At 70.3% G+C, this 14,597-nt stretch carries 17 protein-coding genes and 1 pseudogene; 10 read left to right on the top strand and 8 right to left on the bottom strand.

The window, feature by feature from the left end; all coding sequences use genetic code 11:
• From ABZ070_RS28275 to pstB, 4 genes and pseudogenes are all read left to right on the top strand, one after another.
• Positions 1-121, top strand: a pseudogene (locus ABZ070_RS28275) (phosphate ABC transporter substrate-binding protein PstS); the annotation flags it as partial.
• Positions 122-215: 94 nt separating this feature from the next.
• The gene (gene pstC / locus ABZ070_RS28270) at positions 216-1,211 is read left to right on the top strand and encodes a phosphate ABC transporter permease subunit PstC (RefSeq protein ID WP_356638160.1); all 996 of its coding nucleotides are present in this window, start codon (positions 216-218) and stop codon (positions 1,209-1,211) included.
• Positions 1,208-2,278: a phosphate ABC transporter permease PstA gene (pstA, locus tag ABZ070_RS28265; RefSeq protein ID WP_356638159.1), complete on the top strand. Its 1,071-nt coding sequence runs from the start codon at positions 1,208-1,210 to the stop codon at positions 2,276-2,278. Before pstC ends, pstA begins: the two co-directional genes overlap by 4 nt.
• Before the next feature lie 7 nt (positions 2,279-2,285).
• Positions 2,286-3,062, top strand: a complete 777-nt coding sequence (pstB, locus tag ABZ070_RS28260) for a phosphate ABC transporter ATP-binding protein PstB (RefSeq protein ID WP_356638158.1) — start codon at positions 2,286-2,288, stop codon at positions 3,060-3,062.
• 876 nt (positions 3,063-3,938) lie between these two features.
• Here the strand turns inward: pstB and ABZ070_RS28255 are convergent.
• Together ABZ070_RS28255 and ABZ070_RS28250 are read right to left on the bottom strand one after the other, a co-directional pair.
• Positions 3,939-4,937: an inorganic phosphate transporter gene (locus tag ABZ070_RS28255; protein WP_356638157.1), complete on the bottom strand. Its 999-nt coding sequence runs from the start codon at positions 4,935-4,937 to the stop codon at positions 3,939-3,941.
• A gap of 5 nt (positions 4,938-4,942) precedes the next feature.
• The gene (locus ABZ070_RS28250; RefSeq protein ID WP_356638156.1) at positions 4,943-5,563 is read right to left on the bottom strand and encodes a DUF47 family protein; all 621 of its coding nucleotides are present in this window, start codon (positions 5,561-5,563) and stop codon (positions 4,943-4,945) included.
• A 193-nt stretch (positions 5,564-5,756) separates the two neighbouring features.
• Here ABZ070_RS28250 and ABZ070_RS28245 point away from each other — a divergent pair, with 193 nt between their 5' ends.
• Complete coding sequence (locus tag ABZ070_RS28245; protein WP_356638155.1) at positions 5,757-6,101, top strand: metal-sensitive transcriptional regulator; 345 nt, start codon at positions 5,757-5,759, stop codon at positions 6,099-6,101.
• Positions 6,102-6,211: 110 nt separating this feature from the next.
• Here ABZ070_RS28245 and ABZ070_RS28240 read toward each other — a convergent pair whose 3' ends face one another.
• Both ABZ070_RS28240 and ABZ070_RS28235 read right to left on the bottom strand, forming a co-directional pair.
• Positions 6,212-6,382: a hypothetical protein gene (locus ABZ070_RS28240; protein WP_356638161.1), complete on the bottom strand. Its 171-nt coding sequence runs from the start codon at positions 6,380-6,382 to the stop codon at positions 6,212-6,214.
• Positions 6,383-6,530: 148 nt separating this feature from the next.
• Positions 6,531-7,370, bottom strand: coding sequence for a hypothetical protein (locus ABZ070_RS28235; RefSeq protein WP_356638154.1), 840 nt, complete (start codon positions 7,368-7,370; stop codon positions 6,531-6,533).
• A 160-nt stretch (positions 7,371-7,530) separates the two neighbouring features.
• Here ABZ070_RS28235 and ABZ070_RS28230 point away from each other — a divergent pair, with 160 nt between their 5' ends.
• Positions 7,531-7,704: a hypothetical protein gene (locus tag ABZ070_RS28230; protein WP_356638153.1), complete on the top strand. Its 174-nt coding sequence runs from the start codon at positions 7,531-7,533 to the stop codon at positions 7,702-7,704.
• A 94-nt stretch (positions 7,705-7,798) separates the two neighbouring features.
• Positions 7,799-9,364, top strand: a complete 1,566-nt coding sequence (locus ABZ070_RS28225; RefSeq protein WP_356638152.1) for an FAD-binding oxidoreductase — start codon at positions 7,799-7,801, stop codon at positions 9,362-9,364.
• 137 nt (positions 9,365-9,501) lie between these two features.
• Here ABZ070_RS28225 and ABZ070_RS28220 read toward each other — a convergent pair whose 3' ends face one another.
• From ABZ070_RS28220 to ABZ070_RS28210, 3 genes are all read right to left on the bottom strand, one after another.
• On the bottom strand, positions 9,502-10,248 hold the full coding sequence (locus tag ABZ070_RS28220) for an NAD(P)H-binding protein (RefSeq protein ID WP_356638151.1): 747 nt from the start codon (positions 10,246-10,248) through the stop codon (positions 9,502-9,504).
• Positions 10,249-10,382: 134 nt separating this feature from the next.
• On the bottom strand, positions 10,383-11,099 hold the full coding sequence (locus ABZ070_RS28215; RefSeq protein WP_356638150.1) for a phosphatase PAP2 family protein: 717 nt from the start codon (positions 11,097-11,099) through the stop codon (positions 10,383-10,385).
• Positions 11,100-11,343: 244 nt separating this feature from the next.
• Positions 11,344-12,366 carry a bifunctional lytic transglycosylase/C40 family peptidase gene (locus ABZ070_RS28210; protein ID WP_356638149.1) on the bottom strand — a complete coding sequence of 341 codons (1,023 nt, stop codon included), beginning with the start codon at positions 12,364-12,366 and terminating at the stop codon, positions 11,344-11,346.
• A gap of 201 nt (positions 12,367-12,567) precedes the next feature.
• Here ABZ070_RS28210 and ABZ070_RS28205 point away from each other — a divergent pair, with 201 nt between their 5' ends.
• A complete protein-coding gene (locus ABZ070_RS28205; RefSeq protein ID WP_356638148.1) occupies positions 12,568-13,230 on the top strand; it encodes a hypothetical protein in 663 nt (220 codons plus the stop codon).
• Positions 13,227-13,481 (top strand): hypothetical protein, encoded by a 255-nt coding sequence (locus tag ABZ070_RS28200; protein WP_356638147.1) that lies wholly within the window; start codon positions 13,227-13,229, stop codon positions 13,479-13,481. Before ABZ070_RS28205 ends, ABZ070_RS28200 begins: the two co-directional genes overlap by 4 nt.
• A gap of 21 nt (positions 13,482-13,502) precedes the next feature.
• On the opposite strand, the gene ABZ070_RS28195 is transcribed toward ABZ070_RS28200, so the two are convergent.
• A complete protein-coding gene (locus ABZ070_RS28195) occupies positions 13,503-13,919 on the bottom strand; it encodes an ATP-binding protein (RefSeq protein ID WP_356638146.1) in 417 nt (138 codons plus the stop codon).
• Positions 13,920-14,370: 451 nt separating this feature from the next.
• Between ABZ070_RS28195 and ABZ070_RS28190 the strand changes: the two genes are divergently transcribed.
• Complete coding sequence (locus ABZ070_RS28190) at positions 14,371-14,541, top strand: hypothetical protein (RefSeq protein WP_356638145.1); 171 nt, start codon at positions 14,371-14,373, stop codon at positions 14,539-14,541.
• Positions 14,542-14,597 lie beyond the last annotated feature (56 nt).

Genomic DNA, 14,597 nt, shown 5'->3' with positions numbered 1-14,597 from the left:
GGCCTTCCTGAACTACACGGTCGGCGAGGAGGGCCAGAAGGTCCTCGCCGACGCCGGCTACGCCCCGCTGCCGGCCGAGATCGCGGCCAAGGTCCGCGAGATCGTCCCCACCCTGTCCTGATGTCCGGCCGGGGCCGGCCCGCCACCGCGGGCCGGCCCCGGCATCCGGTGCACCGCCGCCTGGAGCCCGCCCGCTCCGCAGACCGGAGACCCCGATGGATACAGCAACCACCACATCAGCCCCACCGCCCCGCGCGCCCCGAGAAGAGAGCGCCACCCACGGCAAACCACGTCCTGGTGACCGCATCTTCCTGGGCCTGTCCCGGGGGGCGGGCATATCCCTGCTGGTGATCATGGCCGCGATCGCGGGATTCCTCGCGTACCGCGCCGGCATCGCCATCTCGAAGGACGACGCCAACTTCCTCACCAGCTCGGAGTGGAACCCGGCCGGCAGCCCGCCGGTCTTCGGCATCGCCGTCCTCGCCTTCGGCACGGTCGTGAGCTCGGTCATCGCGATGGTCATCGCCGTCCCGGTCGCGGTCGGCATCGCGCTGTTCATCTCGCACTACGCGCCGCGGAAGATCGCCGCCCCGCTCGCCTACGTCGTCGACCTGCTCGCCGCCGTGCCCAGCATCATCTACGGCCTCTGGGGCGCCATCTTCCTGGTCCCCTACCTCGACGGCCTGAACAGCTGGCTCAACGACTACCTCGGCTGGACGTACATCTTCGACAAGACCGGCGAAGGCGTCGCCCGCAACCTTTTCACCGTGGGCATCCTCCTCGCGATCATGATCCTGCCGATCATCACCAACGTCACCCGCGAGGTCTTCCTCCAGGTGCCGAAGATGCACGAAGAGGCCGCCCTGGCGCTCGGCGCCACCCGCTGGGAGGTCATCCGGATCTCGGTGCTGCCCTTCGGCCGCTCCGGCATCATCAGCGCCTCCATGCTGGGCCTCGGCCGTGCGCTCGGCGAGACGATGGCCGTCGCCGTCGTCCTGTCGCCGAGCTTCATCATCTCGGGGCACCTGCTGGACCCGGGCGGCGGCACGTTCGCGCAGAACATCGCCGCGAAGTTCAACGAGGCGGACGAGTTCGGCCGTGACGCGCTGATCGCCTCCGGCCTCGTCCTGTTCGTGATCACTCTGCTGGTCAACGGAGCGGCCCGCGCGATCATCGCCCGCCGCAAGGAGTACTCGGGGGCCAACGCATGAGCCAGCTCGTCAAGGACCGTCCGCTGACCCCCGTGAGCTCCGGCCCCCTCTCCCACGCCCGCCTCCCGCGCTGGGCCCCGGCCGCCATCGCCGTCGGCTCGATCGCCGCGGGCTGCGCCATCGGCCTGGCCGCCGGCTGGCAGAGCCGCGTCCAGTGGGGCATGATCGCCGCCCTGCTCTTCGTACTCGCCACCTACCTGATCACCACGAAGGTCGAGAACTCCCGCCAGGCCAAGGACCGCGTCGCCACCAGCCTCGTCTGGGTGTGCTTCGTCCTGGCCGTCGTGCCGCTGTTCTCGCTGGGCTGGGTCACGATCACCAAGGGCATGGAGGTGGTCGACGGCTACTTCCTCGGCCACTCCATGAACGGCGTCCTCGACGCCGAGCCCGGCGGCGGCATCTACCACGCCCTGCTCGGCACCATCGAGCAGGTCCTCATCGCCGCGGTCGTCGCGACCCCCATCGGCCTGCTCACCGCGATCTACCTCGTCGAGTACGGGCGCGGAAAGCTGGCCAAGGCCGTCACCTTCTTCGTCGACGTCATGACCGGCATCCCGTCGATCGTCGCGGGACTGTTCGTCCTCGCGACGTGGAACCTGATGCTGGGCTTCGGACCCTCCGGTTTCGCCGGCGGCATCGCCCTCGCCATCCTGATGATGCCGGTGGTCGTCCGCTCCACCGAGGAAATGCTGAAGCTGGTCCCGAACGAGCTGCGCGAGGCCTCGCTGGCCCTCGGCGTGCCCAAGTGGCGCACGATCCTGAAGGTGGTCCTGCCCACCGCGATCGGTGGCATCACCACCGGCGTGATGCTCGCCGTCGCGCGAGTCACGGGTGAGACCGCCCCGGTGCTGCTGCTCGTTTTCGGCACGAAGCTGATCAACCCGAACCCCTTCGAAGGCGCCCAGTCCTCGCTGCCGCTCTACGTGTACGAGCAGTACGCCGTCGGCACGGACGCCTCGATCGCGCGCGCCTGGGGCGCCGCCCTGGTCCTGATCGCCTTCGTCATGATCCTCAACCTGGTGGCCCGCGGCATCGCCCGCTGGAAGGCCCCGAAGACCGGAAAGTAGAACCACCATGGCCAAGCGAATCGATGTGTCCGGCCTGACCGCCTACTACGGCTCCCACAAGGCGATCGACGACATCTCCATGACCGTGGAGCCCCGCTCCGTGACCGCCTTCATCGGCCCGTCCGGCTGCGGCAAGTCCACCTTCCTGCGCACGCTGAACCGCATGCACGAGGTGACGCCCGGCGGCCGCGTCGAGGGCAAGGTCCTGCTGGACGACCAGGACCTGTACGCCTCGCACGTCGACCCCGTCGCCGTGCGCCGCACGGTCGGCATGGTCTTCCAGCGGCCGAACCCCTTCCCCACCATGTCGATCTTCGACAACGTGGCGGCGGGCCTGCGGCTGAACGGCTCGTACAAGAAGAACCAGCTGGCGGAGATCGTCGAGCGCTCCCTGAAGGGCGCGAACCTCTGGAACGAGGTCAAGGACCGGCTGAACAAGCCCGGCTCCGGCCTGTCCGGCGGACAGCAGCAGCGTCTGTGCATCGCCCGCGCGATCGCGGTCGAGCCGGACGTGCTGCTGATGGACGAGCCCTGCTCGGCGCTCGACCCGATCTCGACGCTGGCGATCGAGGACCTGATCGGCGAGCTGAAGGAGCGCTTCACGATCGTCATCGTGACGCACAACATGCAGCAGGCGGCGCGCGTCTCGGACCGCACGGCCTTCTTCAATCTGGCGGCCGTCGGGCAGCCCGGCAAGCTCGTCGAGATAGACGACACCGAGCGGATCTTCGCCAACCCGTCCGTCCAGGCGACCGAGGACTACATTTCGGGGCGCTTCGGATAAGGCGTCTGCGGGTGCTGCATGGCGGTGCCACCCGCACGACGACGGGCCCGCCCCTCTCCCGGGGGGCGGGCCCACCCCTTCCCCCCGGGCCCCGGCGCCTCAAACGCCGACGGGGCTAGAACTTGCCCGCTCGTCGTGGCCCCGCCCCGAACCCCGCGCCTCAAACGCCGACGGGGCTAGAACTTGCCCGCTCGTCGTGGCCCCGCCCCGAACCCCGCGCCTCAAACGCCGGCGGGTCTAGAACTTGCCAGGGTCGCCGCCCCAGCGCCATGCGCCCCAAACGCCGACGGCGCTGAACCTGCCCGGGCGGGGCTCGCCACCCGCACCCCTCGCCGACGGATCCGAACCCGCCCGCCCGCCTGGGCACCGCCCCGAAATCCTGCGCCTCAAGCGCCACCGACGAGGATTGACCTGCCCGACTCGTCAGGGAGCTACCCGGGACGCCTTCATCTTGGATGCCAGCGGGGCTCGAACTGGGCAGCCTTATCGGGTCCGCCCCATCATCAGGAGACTTGACCTCGGGGTCGCCCTCCCAGTGCGCCGGCGGAGCTGAAGACGTCCGCATCAGCGAGGCCGATGCGACGCTGCCGGCGGGCCGGGGGCCCGGCGTGGCTCGGGTCGACACCGTGGGCGGGCTTGGACGCGCAGCGCAAGGCCGGCGGGTGCGGCGCAGCAGGCGCCGGCGCAGCCGCGGTCGGCCAGGCCGTAACCGCGGGGAACGCCAGACGGGTCCCGGGCCTGCCCGGGCTTCCATAAAAACGGGCCCCCACGGCCGCCAGGCCGTAGGGGGAACGGGGCCGGGGCTTGGCCCGGATTCGGGAGGGGGCGGGGTGGGGGGCAGCTCGCCGCAGGCGACCCGCCCCGCCCACCCCGCCGTCAGCCGAAGATCACGTAGACGACGCCATAGCTCGCCGCCGCCACCATCGCCGCCGCCGGCATCGTGATGAACCACCCGAGGATGATGTTCTTCGCGACACCCCAGCGCACCGCGTTCACGCGCTTCGTCGCGCCCACACCCATGATCGCCGACGTGATCACATGCGTCGTCGAGATCGGCGCGTGGAAGAGGAACGCCGAGCCGAACATGATCGACGCACCCGTCGTCTCCGCCGCGAACCCCTGTGGCGGATCCAGTTCGATGATCTTGCGGCCGAGTGTCCGCATGATGCGCCAGCCACCCGCGTACGTGCCCAGCGACAGCATCACCGCACACGCGATCTTGACCCACGTCGGGATCGGGTCGCCGGCGTTCTCGACATCGGCGATGACCAGCGCCATCACCACGATGCCCATGGTCTTCTGCGCGTCCTGGAGACCGTGACCGAGCGCCATGCCCGCCGCGGAGACGGTCTGCGCGATACGGAAGCCGCGCTTCGCCTTGTGCGGGTTCGCCTTGCGGAACATCCACATGATCGCGACCATCACCAGATAGCCGATGACCAGGCCGACCACGGGCGAGACGAACATCGGGATGACGATCTTCTCGAGCACACCGGTCCAGATCACCTCGGTCCCGCCGGCGAGCGCCGCGCCGACCATGCCGCCGAACAGCGCGTGCGACGAGGACGACGGCAGGCCGAAGTACCAGGTGATCAGGTTCCAGACGATCGCACCGACCAGCGCGGCGAAGAGGATCCCCATCCCCCGCGCCCCGACGGGCGTCTCGATGAGTCCTTCGCTGACGGTCTTGGCGACGCCCTGTCCGAGGAAGGCGCCCGCGAGGTTCATCACCGCGGCCATCGCCAGCGCCACGCGCGGCGTCAGTGCCCGGGTGGAGACGGACGTCGCGATCGCGTTCGCGGAGTCGTGGAAGCCGTTGGTGTACGTGAAGAAGAGCGCGACCCCGATGGTCACGACCAGGGCAAAGGTGTCCACGAGGTTCAGGACTCCTTGACCGCGATGGTCTCCACCGTGTTCGCGACGTGCTCGAACGCGTCCGCGGCCTCCTCGAGCACATCGACGATCTGCTTGAGCTTGAGGACCTCGATGGCGTCGTACTTGCCGTTGAAGAGGTGGGCGAGAAGCTTGCGGTGGATCTGGTCCGCCTGGTTCTCCAGCCGGTTGACCTCGATCCAGTACTCGGTGAGGTTGTCCATCGTCCGCAGGTGCGGCATGGCCTCGGCGGTCAGCTCGGCCGCCCTCGCGAGGACCTCGATCTGCTGCTCGACACCCTTGGGCAGTTCCTCGACCTGGTAGAGGACGACGAGGTCGACGGCCTCCTCCATGAAGTCCATGATGTCGTCGAGGGACGAGGCGAGGTTGTAGATGTCCTCGCGGTCGAACGGCGTGATGAACGAGGAGTTCAGCTGGTGGAAGATCGCGTGGGTCGCGTCGTCCCCGGCGTGCTCGGCTGCCCGCATCCGTTCCGCGATCTCGGCCCTGGCGGAGGACTCCGCTCCGAGCAGTTCCATCAGGAGCTTCGAGCCCGTGACGATGTTGTCCGCGGATGCGGAGAACATGTCGTAGAAGCTCGTCTCCCTGGGGGTCAGACGAAATCGCACGTGGGGTCCTCGGGGTGCTTGGATTCGGTCAGGCTGATGCTAGGCGCATCATCCGGCCACGGCTAACCGGCAGTATCCCAGTGTCGCCCATGGGGCAAGGCGATCAGCACGGGCCCCCACCGGATTCCGCACGATTCGTTAACATATACCCACGAGGGGTATACAACCCCTTTCTGGACAACGGGAGGACGCGATGACGACCACCGAGGCGGCCGGCCCCCCGGTCACGGACCACGAAACCGACCACGACCGCGGCGTGCACGGGTACCACAAGCAGAAGGACGAGCACCTCAAGCGCCTGCGGCGGATCGAGGGCCAGATCCGCGGGCTGCAGCGGATGGTCGACGAGGACGTCTACTGCATCGACATACTCACCCAGGTCTCGGCCTCCACCAAGGCCCTGCAGTCGTTCGCGCTCCAGTTGCTTGAGGAGCACCTGCGGCACTGCGTCGCGGATGCCGCGGTGAAGGGCGGCGACGAGATCGACGCCAAGGTCGAGGAAGCGACGAAGGCGATCGCCCGCCTGCTCCGCACCTGACCCGGGCCGACCCCGCACCCGCCCCCGATCCCGGTCCGCTCCGAGCGGCGGCCGCGCCCCGGCGGGCGCGGCATGTGGCTTGATCTCGTCGGTCCGGGTCGATCCCGGGGTCACTGGCGGCGAGTGCGCTCCGCCGCCACCATCAGCACCTCGTCGATACGGTCCGCGCTGAGGCGCTCCTCGTGCGCGGCCGACGCGGCGATCATCAGCTCGCCGCACAGCTCGATCTCGGCGAGGGCCACGTGGTCGTCCTGGACGGTCGTCGTACTGGGCGGAGCCACGCGCATTCACCTCTTCCGGCCGGTGTCGGTTTCCTAGCGTAGGGAGCGGTGCACGCGCCGCGCATGGCACGTCCGGACCATTTCGGCCCTGACTCTCCCGGCTCAGATCCCCCTGACCTCCCCCGCCGACGCCTCCGTGCGCCGCGTCTCAGGCTTCGACCTTGCCTGCGTAGATGTCTCTCTTGTCCGGAAGCCGTACGACGACCCGTTCCCCGAAGTCGAAGAGGACCGTGGTCGACGTCACGTCGACCGTGCTGCCTTCGTTGGCGAAGGTGAAACGGTGCTTCACCTTGCGCAGCCTGCCCTGGTCGTCGAGGTAGGCGTCGAACGGCACCGCGCCCTTGACGAACCCTTTCGCCGCCGCGGTCAGCGACGCCCTGGCATGCGGTTCCGCGACCCGCGCGGCGCGCCCGATGTCGGTGGTGCCCCGGAAGTGCCGTACCTTCTGGCCGGCGAGCTCGACGTCGCCGACATATGTCACCCGGTCCGCGCCGCGCAGCAGCGCCGCCGCGGCGAGCGGGTCGGTCGCGCCTCCCGTGACCAGGTTCCCGTCGTCCAGGGTGGTCGTGTCGACCCTGACCCACTTGTCCGCGGGCACGCCCGCGCCCCGGTTCTTCATGTACAAGGCGCCGGGCGTCAGCAGTTCGGTGATCGGTTTGTGCTCGTCCTCGCCGGCCGCGTCCGGCGGAAGAACCACCCGAAGCCGCCCCATGCCGCGCTCGAAGTCGTACCCGCCCTCGCCGCGAATGGTGACCCGGGTCCCGCCGCTGGCCATCTCCAGGGACGTACGGGCCTTGGAACTCCCGGCTTCCGCGAGGGTGTCCGCGGCGCTGCGCACCTCGTCGGCCGAGCCGCCGGCCCCGCCCGCACCGCTCCTGCCCTCCTCCGCGGCGGCGCCGCCGCCCGAGCATCCGGTGGCCGTCACCACGGCCACGGCTGCCGCGACGGCGAACGCCCCGCCCCTGCGCACGTGCTGTTGCACCACCATCGCCTGCCAACCCCCAACGCCGGACCGCTGCTTGTACGAGCCCCGCCCTTCCCTCGAGCCGGAGGAAGCCTGGGGACACCCATTCGCATAACGACGGCCTCGTCGCGTCGTCACGCCGCCCCGGCCTTTGCGGCCTTGGTGGCAGCAGTACGGTGGAGCCGTGATCCCGCAGGACCCCTCCGCCGACGCTCTGACGCCGCACGTGACCACGACCGTCGAACGCGGCTCGTTCGCCCTCGCCCGCTGCACCTGCGGATGGTCGGGCCCGGCACGACGGTCACGGGACCGGGCCCGTGCCGATGCCCGCACCCATGCCCACGCCCCCACGGCCTGATATCCCCGTGCGGCCCGCGTGTCCCGGTGCGCATGAGCTCACCAGCGCGGGAACCTGCACGCTCCGGGAGCCGTCTCGTTCCCCAGGAGGTTCCATGGACCGGCGTGCGCTGCTCACCACCGCTGTCGCCCTCACCGCGACGGTCGCTACGGGCTGTACAGGCAAGAGCGAGGAAGCAGCCGCGCCGAGCGGCACTGCCACCACGCCCACCCCGCCCCGACCGTCCGCCGCCACGTCATCCGCCCCCGACTGGGCCGCCCTCGGCCGTGGTCTCGACGGCAGGCTGATCCGGCCGGGGGACGCCGCGTACGCGAGCGCCCGGCAGCTGTACAACACGCGCTTCGACGCCCTTAAGCCCGCCGCCGTCGCCTATGTGGCCGGCGAGGACGACGTGAAGGAATGCCTCGCCTACGCGAAGGCTCACGGCACCCCGGTGTCCATCCGCAACGGCGGCCACTCCTACGGCGGCTGGTCCTCCGGCAACGGACGCCTCGTCATCGACGTCTCCTCCCTGGACCGGGTCGAGGCCGACGGTTCGATCGGCGCGGGCGCCAAACTCGTCGACGTCTACAGGGCCCTGGCCCGGCACGGGCGCACCATCCCCGCCGGTTCCTGCCCCACGGTCGGCGTCTCCGGCCTGACCCTCGGCGGCGGCCACGGCGTCAGCTCCCGCGCCTACGGCCTGACGTGCGACAGTCTCACCGAGGCGACGATCGTCACCGCCGACGGCCGGCAGCTCACCGCGAGCGCGGACGAGAACAAGGACCTCTTCTGGGCGCTGCGCGGCGCGGGCAACGGCAACTTCGGTGTCGTGACCCGGCTCCGGTTCCGTACGCACCCCACACCCGACACCGTCACCGCCTTCCTCAACTGGCCCTGGGCGAAAGCGGAGTCGGTGCTCTCCGCATGGCAGGGCTGGGGGCCGGAACAGCCGGACGAGATCTGGTCCTCGCTCCATCTCGCCGCCGGTCCCGGCGGCTCCCGGCCCACGCTCTCGGTCTCCGCCTTCACTCTCGGCCGGGAGAGCGACCTGCGGAACGCGGTCGACCGGCTCGCGGACGCGGTCGGCTCACCGGCGTCGTCGGTCGCGCTGCGCCCCCGCAGCTACCGGGACGCGATGCTCGGCTACGCGGGCTGCCTGTCCCTGACCGACGCGCAGTGTCATCTGCCGGGCACCACTCCGGGCCGCGACCGGGAGGGCGCGCTGCCCCGGGAGACGTACGCCTCGGCCTCCGACTTCTTCGACCGGGACCTCCCGGCGGGCGGGCGGCGCGCGCTGATCGCGGCGGCAGAGGCGTTCACCCGCATCCCGGCGAACGCGGGCGGCGGCGCCGGTTCGATCGCGCTCACCGCGCTCGGCGGCGCGGTGAACCGGGTGGACCCACTGGCGACGTCGTTCGTGCACCGGCGCTCGCGGATGCTCGCCCAGTACATCGCCGCCTGGCAGCCGGGCACCGGCGGCACCGCCCAGCAGCGCTGGCTGAAGGAGAGCCACACGGCGATGCGCCGGTACGCGTCGGGTGCGGCTTACCAGAACTACGCCGACCCGAATCTGGCCGACTGGCGCCGCGCCTACTACGGCCCGGCCCTCGACCGGCTCACCCGCCTGAAGCGTCAGTACGACCCGGACCGCCTCTTCGACTACCCCCAGGCACTCTAGGACCCCGAAACTGCCCAGAGGCACGAGAGCTCCGCCAACTCCCGCCCTCCGCCGATATGTTCCGCCTGCGCCGACGTCCCACCAAAGGGGCCCGGCTCACGGGAGCACGCCGCGTGACACGCTTCCCCGCCCGGTCGTCAGCCTCGCGCAGGGAAACGCCCCGCCATGAACTGCTCGAACGTGACCTTGCCCAGTGCCCGCTCCGGCACCAGATGCCCGCCCGCCCGGAACCCGCGGTATGCCTTGCCGGTCAGGCGCACGTTCAGCAGCGGACGGCGCCGTCCGCTCGCGCGCAGATAGGTCCGGGCCAGCTCCGGAAACGTACGAACCTCGGGGCCGCCCATGTCCGGCACCCTCCCCGCCGGCGCCCCGGTCGCGAGCTCGGCCAGCCGGGCGGCGACCTCCGCCACCTCGATCGGCTGGTCCGAGACCCCCGCGGGGAGCGGCATGACCGGCAGCTTCGCCAAGCCCTGCAGGAGCTGAAGCACAAGGTCGTGGAACTGTGTCGTGCGCAGCACGGTCCAGCCGAGCCCCGATTCCTCGATCAGTCCCTCGACGGCGTGCTTGGTCCGGTAGTAGCCGAGCGGCACCCGGTCGACGCCGACGATCGAGATGTACACCAGATGCCGCACGCCGGCCTGGCGGGCCGCCTCGATCAGATGGCGTGCGGCCTGCTCGTCGCCGCCGCGCGGCGAGCTCGCGCAGTGCACGACGGTGTCCACGCCGTCGACGGCCGCGGCCAGCCCCGTGCCCTCGCGCAGGTCCACGGCGTACGGCTGGGAGTGCCGGCTGAGCACCCGCACCTCGGCCCCGTCCGCGCGCAGCCGCTCGGTGACGAGCCGGCCGAGCGTTCCTGTGCCGCCGGTCACCAGGATCGTGGTCATCGCAGTTCTCGTCCCTTCGGTGTGCGTCCGTTCCTCGGCCGCTCGTGACGTCCCCGCCCGGCCTGTCAGACGCGTGGAAGCCTCCAACAACCGGCATGCCCAGGGCGGCAGTCGTCCACGTCGCTCGCCCGCGCTCAGGCGGCGAGGCCGTTCTCGCCGTGGCCCTCGGCCCTCGGCTCCGGGATGTCCAGGGTCTCCGGCTGCAGCGCACCGGCTGCCGCGGCCCGCTTCGACCTCACGAGCCACCCGAGACGGCGCGATGCCGCGATCGCCGAGACCAGCGGGGTGAGCAGCGCGAGAGCGAGCGGGGCGAGCAGCAGCGCCACCGCCGTGCCGAGCGCGAAGCCGCCGATGACGTCGGTCGGGTAGTGCACTCCCATGTAGACCCGGCAGAAACCCTCCGCGACGGCGAGGCCGAGCGCGGCGAGGCCGAATCCCCGGTGGGCCACGAAGAGCCCCGCGGCGATCGCCATCGCCATCGTCGCGTGGTCGCTGACGAACGAGTAGTCGGTCTTGCCGGCGACGAGGACCTCAAGGCCCTGGTGATCGAGGAACGGCCGTGGCCGTTCGACGAAACCGCGGATGGGGATGTTGATCAGCAGCGCGATTCCGGCCGCGAGGGGTGCCCAGACCAGCCCGGCGACGGCCGAGACCGAGTCCTCCGCGGTGCCGCGCCGGCGAACGCTCCACCAGCACCAGAGCACCACCAGCACCATGGCGAGCATGATCCCGTACTCACCGACGAACTCCATCGTGCGGTCGAGCCAGGTGGGCGCGTCCTTGGCGAGGCCGTTGATGTCGTAGAGCAGGCCGACATCCGGGTTCGCCCCGTCCGTTGCGAGTCCAGCCATCTGCTGCGGCCCCTTGCCTTGTACCTGGACGCACGTGCCTGTGCGCCGTCCTATCAACCCCCGTGGTCAGTGCGGTGTCTGCTGCATGGTCAGTGCGGCCTCCCTGCCCAGGGAACGACGTCATCGGCGGTTGCGTTCCACTCTCCACCGAACGATCACGATGACGTTACCGAAGAGTGATACGTCATCGCAGCTCAGAGCCCTGCCGGGACCGTCGCATTCCGGCCACTCGATCATCTTCCGCTCAAGCGTTCGGAGCCTTGGGCAAGTCCGTCGGCAGCGCCCGTGCACCGTCCTCGGTGACGCGGGTCGCGCCGAAATAGTCCGGAGTGTCGATCTTGTCGAACCGGATCACCGCGCCGGTGTACGGAGCGTTGATCATGTATCCGCCGCCGACGTACAGCCCGACGTGCCGGATCGCCCGCGAGTTGGTCAAGTCGTCGGAGAAGAAGACCAGATCGCCCGGCAGCAACTCGTCGCGCGAGGGGTGCGGTCCCGCGTTGTACTGGTCGTTCGCCACGCGCGGAAGCTCGATCCCCACGGTGCGGTAGGCCGCCTGCGTCAGCCCCGAGCAGTCGAAACGGCCACCCTGCTCGGGCGTCCCGTTCCCACCCCACAGATATTTGGTGCCGAGCTTCTGCTGGGCGAAGTAGATGGCCCCGGCCGCCTGCCGCGACGGCTCCACCCGCCCGACGGGCCGGGCGAAACTCTTCTCCAGGGTCCGGATGACCTTCACGTAGTTCTGGGTCTCGCGGTACGGAGGAACACCGCCGTGCTTGATGACCGCGTACGCACCGGCGTTGTACGCGGCGAGCATGTTGTCGGTCGGGTCGCCCGGCGCCTTGCGAACATATCCAGCCAGTTCGCAGTCGTACGAGGCCGCCGACGGAATCGCGTCCGCCGGGTCCCACACATCGCGGTCGCCGTCCTTGTCCCCGTCGATTCCGTGCGTCGCCCAGGTGCCCGGAATGAACTGCGCGATGCCCTGCGCCGCGGCGTGGCTCTGCGCTTTCGGGTTCCAGCCGCTCTCCTGGTACAGCTGGGCCGCGAGCAGCGCCGGGTTGATGGCCGGGCAGAGGTTCCCCCACCGCTGCACCAACGGCTGGTACCGCGCCGGTACGGCCCCCTTGGCGAGGTCCACGGCACCGTTCTTGCCGTTCCCTCCGAGAAGCCCGGACGCCGCCGAGTACGTACCGACGACGAGCAGCGCGACGAAGCACAGGCAGAACCCGATCGAGGCTCCCGCGGCCACCCACGCCTTACGCACCGTCAACCGCCCTTCAGCGCCCGGTAGTCCACTGCGGTCAGTTTAGGGGCGGCGTCTGTCGGCACAGGAGGGAATCGGCCGCAACGCCACGAGCCGCTTCACCGCTCGACGACATACCCGGCGACGTACTCGTCGGAACACGGTGGCACTCGAGTACGCGTACTCAGGCGCCGCGCACCCCCGATTCCTAGCCTCGGACCCGTGACCGTGAACCGAGGGCGAGGCAACGCCGCCCCTGATGCCTCCCGCCGCCCGAAGGCCCTGTTCGCCGTACTCGTGATGCTCGCCGTGGCCGTCGGCGGGACGCTGACTGTCGGCGCCGCCATGGCGGTCTCGCGCGGGGCGCAGGCCGTGTGGGAGGGCGCGCCGTACCCGAAGGCCGACCCGGACGCCGTGGCGCGGCGCCTGAAGGAGCGTTCCCAACTGACGTACGACGCCTTCGGGCTGCCCGGAGCACACACCGTGCAGCCGGCCCGTATGAGCGACGGGGCCTGCTACTACCGCGGGCTCGAGAGCCTGGGGCACATCGACGAAGCACGGCGCGACGTCCGCAGCTTCGGGCTCTCCTGGTCCGTCGAGGACGTCCCCGAGGAGCAGGCACGCGCCTCCCAGGACAGGCTGCGTCAGCAGTTGGCGGAGCGAGGCTGGGAGCTGACCCGCGACTGGAACCGCGAAAGCTCCGGGTCTCTCACCCTGGGCTCCACCTTCAGGCACCCGGGCACTCCCGACCAGATCCACGTCAAATGGAACGACTCCACGACCACCTTGTTCGTCGACGTGTACGCGGAGTGCGGACGCGTCCCCGCCGGCTACGACTCCACTGCCGAATGGACGGCCGCCTGGGTCCCTTCCGGGCCGGCTTGACCGCCCGACTCCCCGTACACGGGCAGCTCTCCCGTGGTCAGTGCGAGCGCCAGAGGCTCCACGCCACCCCGGACGCCTTCGCGTCGCTGACCCACGCCCTCAAAACGGGCGGCGCCAGCCCGTGCATAGACGTCACCCACACCCCCGACGGCCTCGTCCGCATCGGCGGTGTCGTCACGACGACGCACGAGAAGTGGGACGCGTTCGTGCTCGGCGTGCGGGTCGGCGAGTTCGACCACGTCGGCCGGTAGGCGCAACGACGCCGTGCACGATCAGTCGCCCTCGACCAGTTCCACCCACAGAAGCTTGCCGCCTTGATGGAGTGTGGTCGCGCCCCAGTTGTCGGCGCACATCTCCACGATGCGCAGGCCTCTGCCGTGCTCGGCCTCCCCGTCGGGCGCGACGGTCGGGTCCCCCTTGAAGGGTGGCGGGATGTCAGGGCTGGCGTCCCACACTCCGATCCGCAGCCGCCCTGGCACGGGTTCGCGGAGTCGCAGACCGCAGGTGCCCTCGGCGTGCTGGAGCGCGTTGGTGACGAGCTCGCCGGCGAGCAGCTCCGCGGTCTCGAGGAGCGCGCCGAGCCGGTGGGCATGCAGCACCGCGCGCAGGGTGTGCCGCGCTACGCCCGGAGCACGGGGATCGTGCGGGAGCTGGAGGGTGTAGGTCCAGGGCGGGGATACCGTGCGCATGGGAGTCTCCTTGGCGGAGGTGCGGTCGGCATGTGATACGTGCCCGGTGACCGGATCGCTCCGTCGAACGGGTACTTCCGCGCCGTAACCCACACCGCCGCGCCGCCGTCGCGCCCCTCACGCCCACGGCTCGTGGCCCGCCCCGGCATACATCGCGACCTTTTCCGGCGCCGTCGACAGGTGTCCTTCCCGCCGGTCCGGTAGTTTCGGATCCGGCCGGTCTGCGAACGCGTGATGTCGATGCGGGCGCGTTGTCGGACACCCGCCGCAGCGAGGGCAACTCCGCCTTGGTACAACAGGATTGAGCAGGCCGGGATTCACGCGTGACGCCCCCGCGAACTGGTCTGGACCAGTAGCCGCTACTCTGTGCCACACGGCTCAGAAGGCCGCGATCAGATCCCCTCCGGTGACCACGGCAGGGGCCGGCAACACAGCACCACAGGAGCACCACGTGAAGAACGCTGCGAGCGTGACGGACACACCCGCCACACAGGACGCGCGCAACGGGGGAAAGACGGGACGCCGCGACAGCGACTCCGGCGGCATGGCGGCGACGGTCACGTTCGTCGCGCTGCTCGCCCTCGCCCTGGGCCTCCTCGGCTACATGGTCGTCAGCGGCTGACCCGACAGGGAGAGCCGGCACAGGAGAACCACGGCGGCGCGGATCCGGACGGATCC

It is taken from the genome of Streptomyces sp. NPDC006283 (genome assembly GCF_040613325.1).
GTDB lineage: Bacteria > Actinomycetota > Actinomycetes > Streptomycetales > Streptomycetaceae > Streptomyces.
The sequence above is the reverse complement of the archived record's forward strand: the minus strand, read 5'-3'. Positions and strand labels throughout refer to the sequence as shown.

What these genes read in the sequence shown, in the direction of transcription:
- ABZ070_RS28235 (WP_356638154.1), bottom strand. Translation starts at nt 7,370, where the DNA reads ATGGTGGTGCAACAGCACGTGCGCAGGGGCGGGGCGTTCGCCGTCGCG.
- ABZ070_RS28220 (WP_356638151.1), bottom strand. Translation starts at nt 10,248, where the DNA reads ATGACCACGATCCTGGTGACCGGCGGCACAGGAACGCTCGGCCGGCTC.
- pstC (WP_356638160.1), top strand. Translation starts at nt 216, where the DNA reads ATGGATACAGCAACCACCACATCAGCCCCACCGCCCCGCGCGCCCCGA.
- ABZ070_RS28225 (WP_356638152.1), top strand. Translation starts at nt 7,799, where the DNA reads ATGGACCGGCGTGCGCTGCTCACCACCGCTGTCGCCCTCACCGCGACG.
- ABZ070_RS28245 (WP_356638155.1), top strand. Translation starts at nt 5,757, where the DNA reads ATGACGACCACCGAGGCGGCCGGCCCCCCGGTCACGGACCACGAAACC.
- pstB (WP_356638158.1), top strand. Translation starts at nt 2,286, where the DNA reads ATGGCCAAGCGAATCGATGTGTCCGGCCTGACCGCCTACTACGGCTCC.
- ABZ070_RS28195 (WP_356638146.1), bottom strand. Translation starts at nt 13,919, where the DNA reads ATGCGCACGGTATCCCCGCCCTGGACCTACACCCTCCAGCTCCCGCAC.
- pstA (WP_356638159.1), top strand. Translation starts at nt 1,208, where the DNA reads ATGAGCCAGCTCGTCAAGGACCGTCCGCTGACCCCCGTGAGCTCCGGC.
- ABZ070_RS28215 (WP_356638150.1), bottom strand. Translation starts at nt 11,099, where the DNA reads ATGGCTGGACTCGCAACGGACGGGGCGAACCCGGATGTCGGCCTGCTC.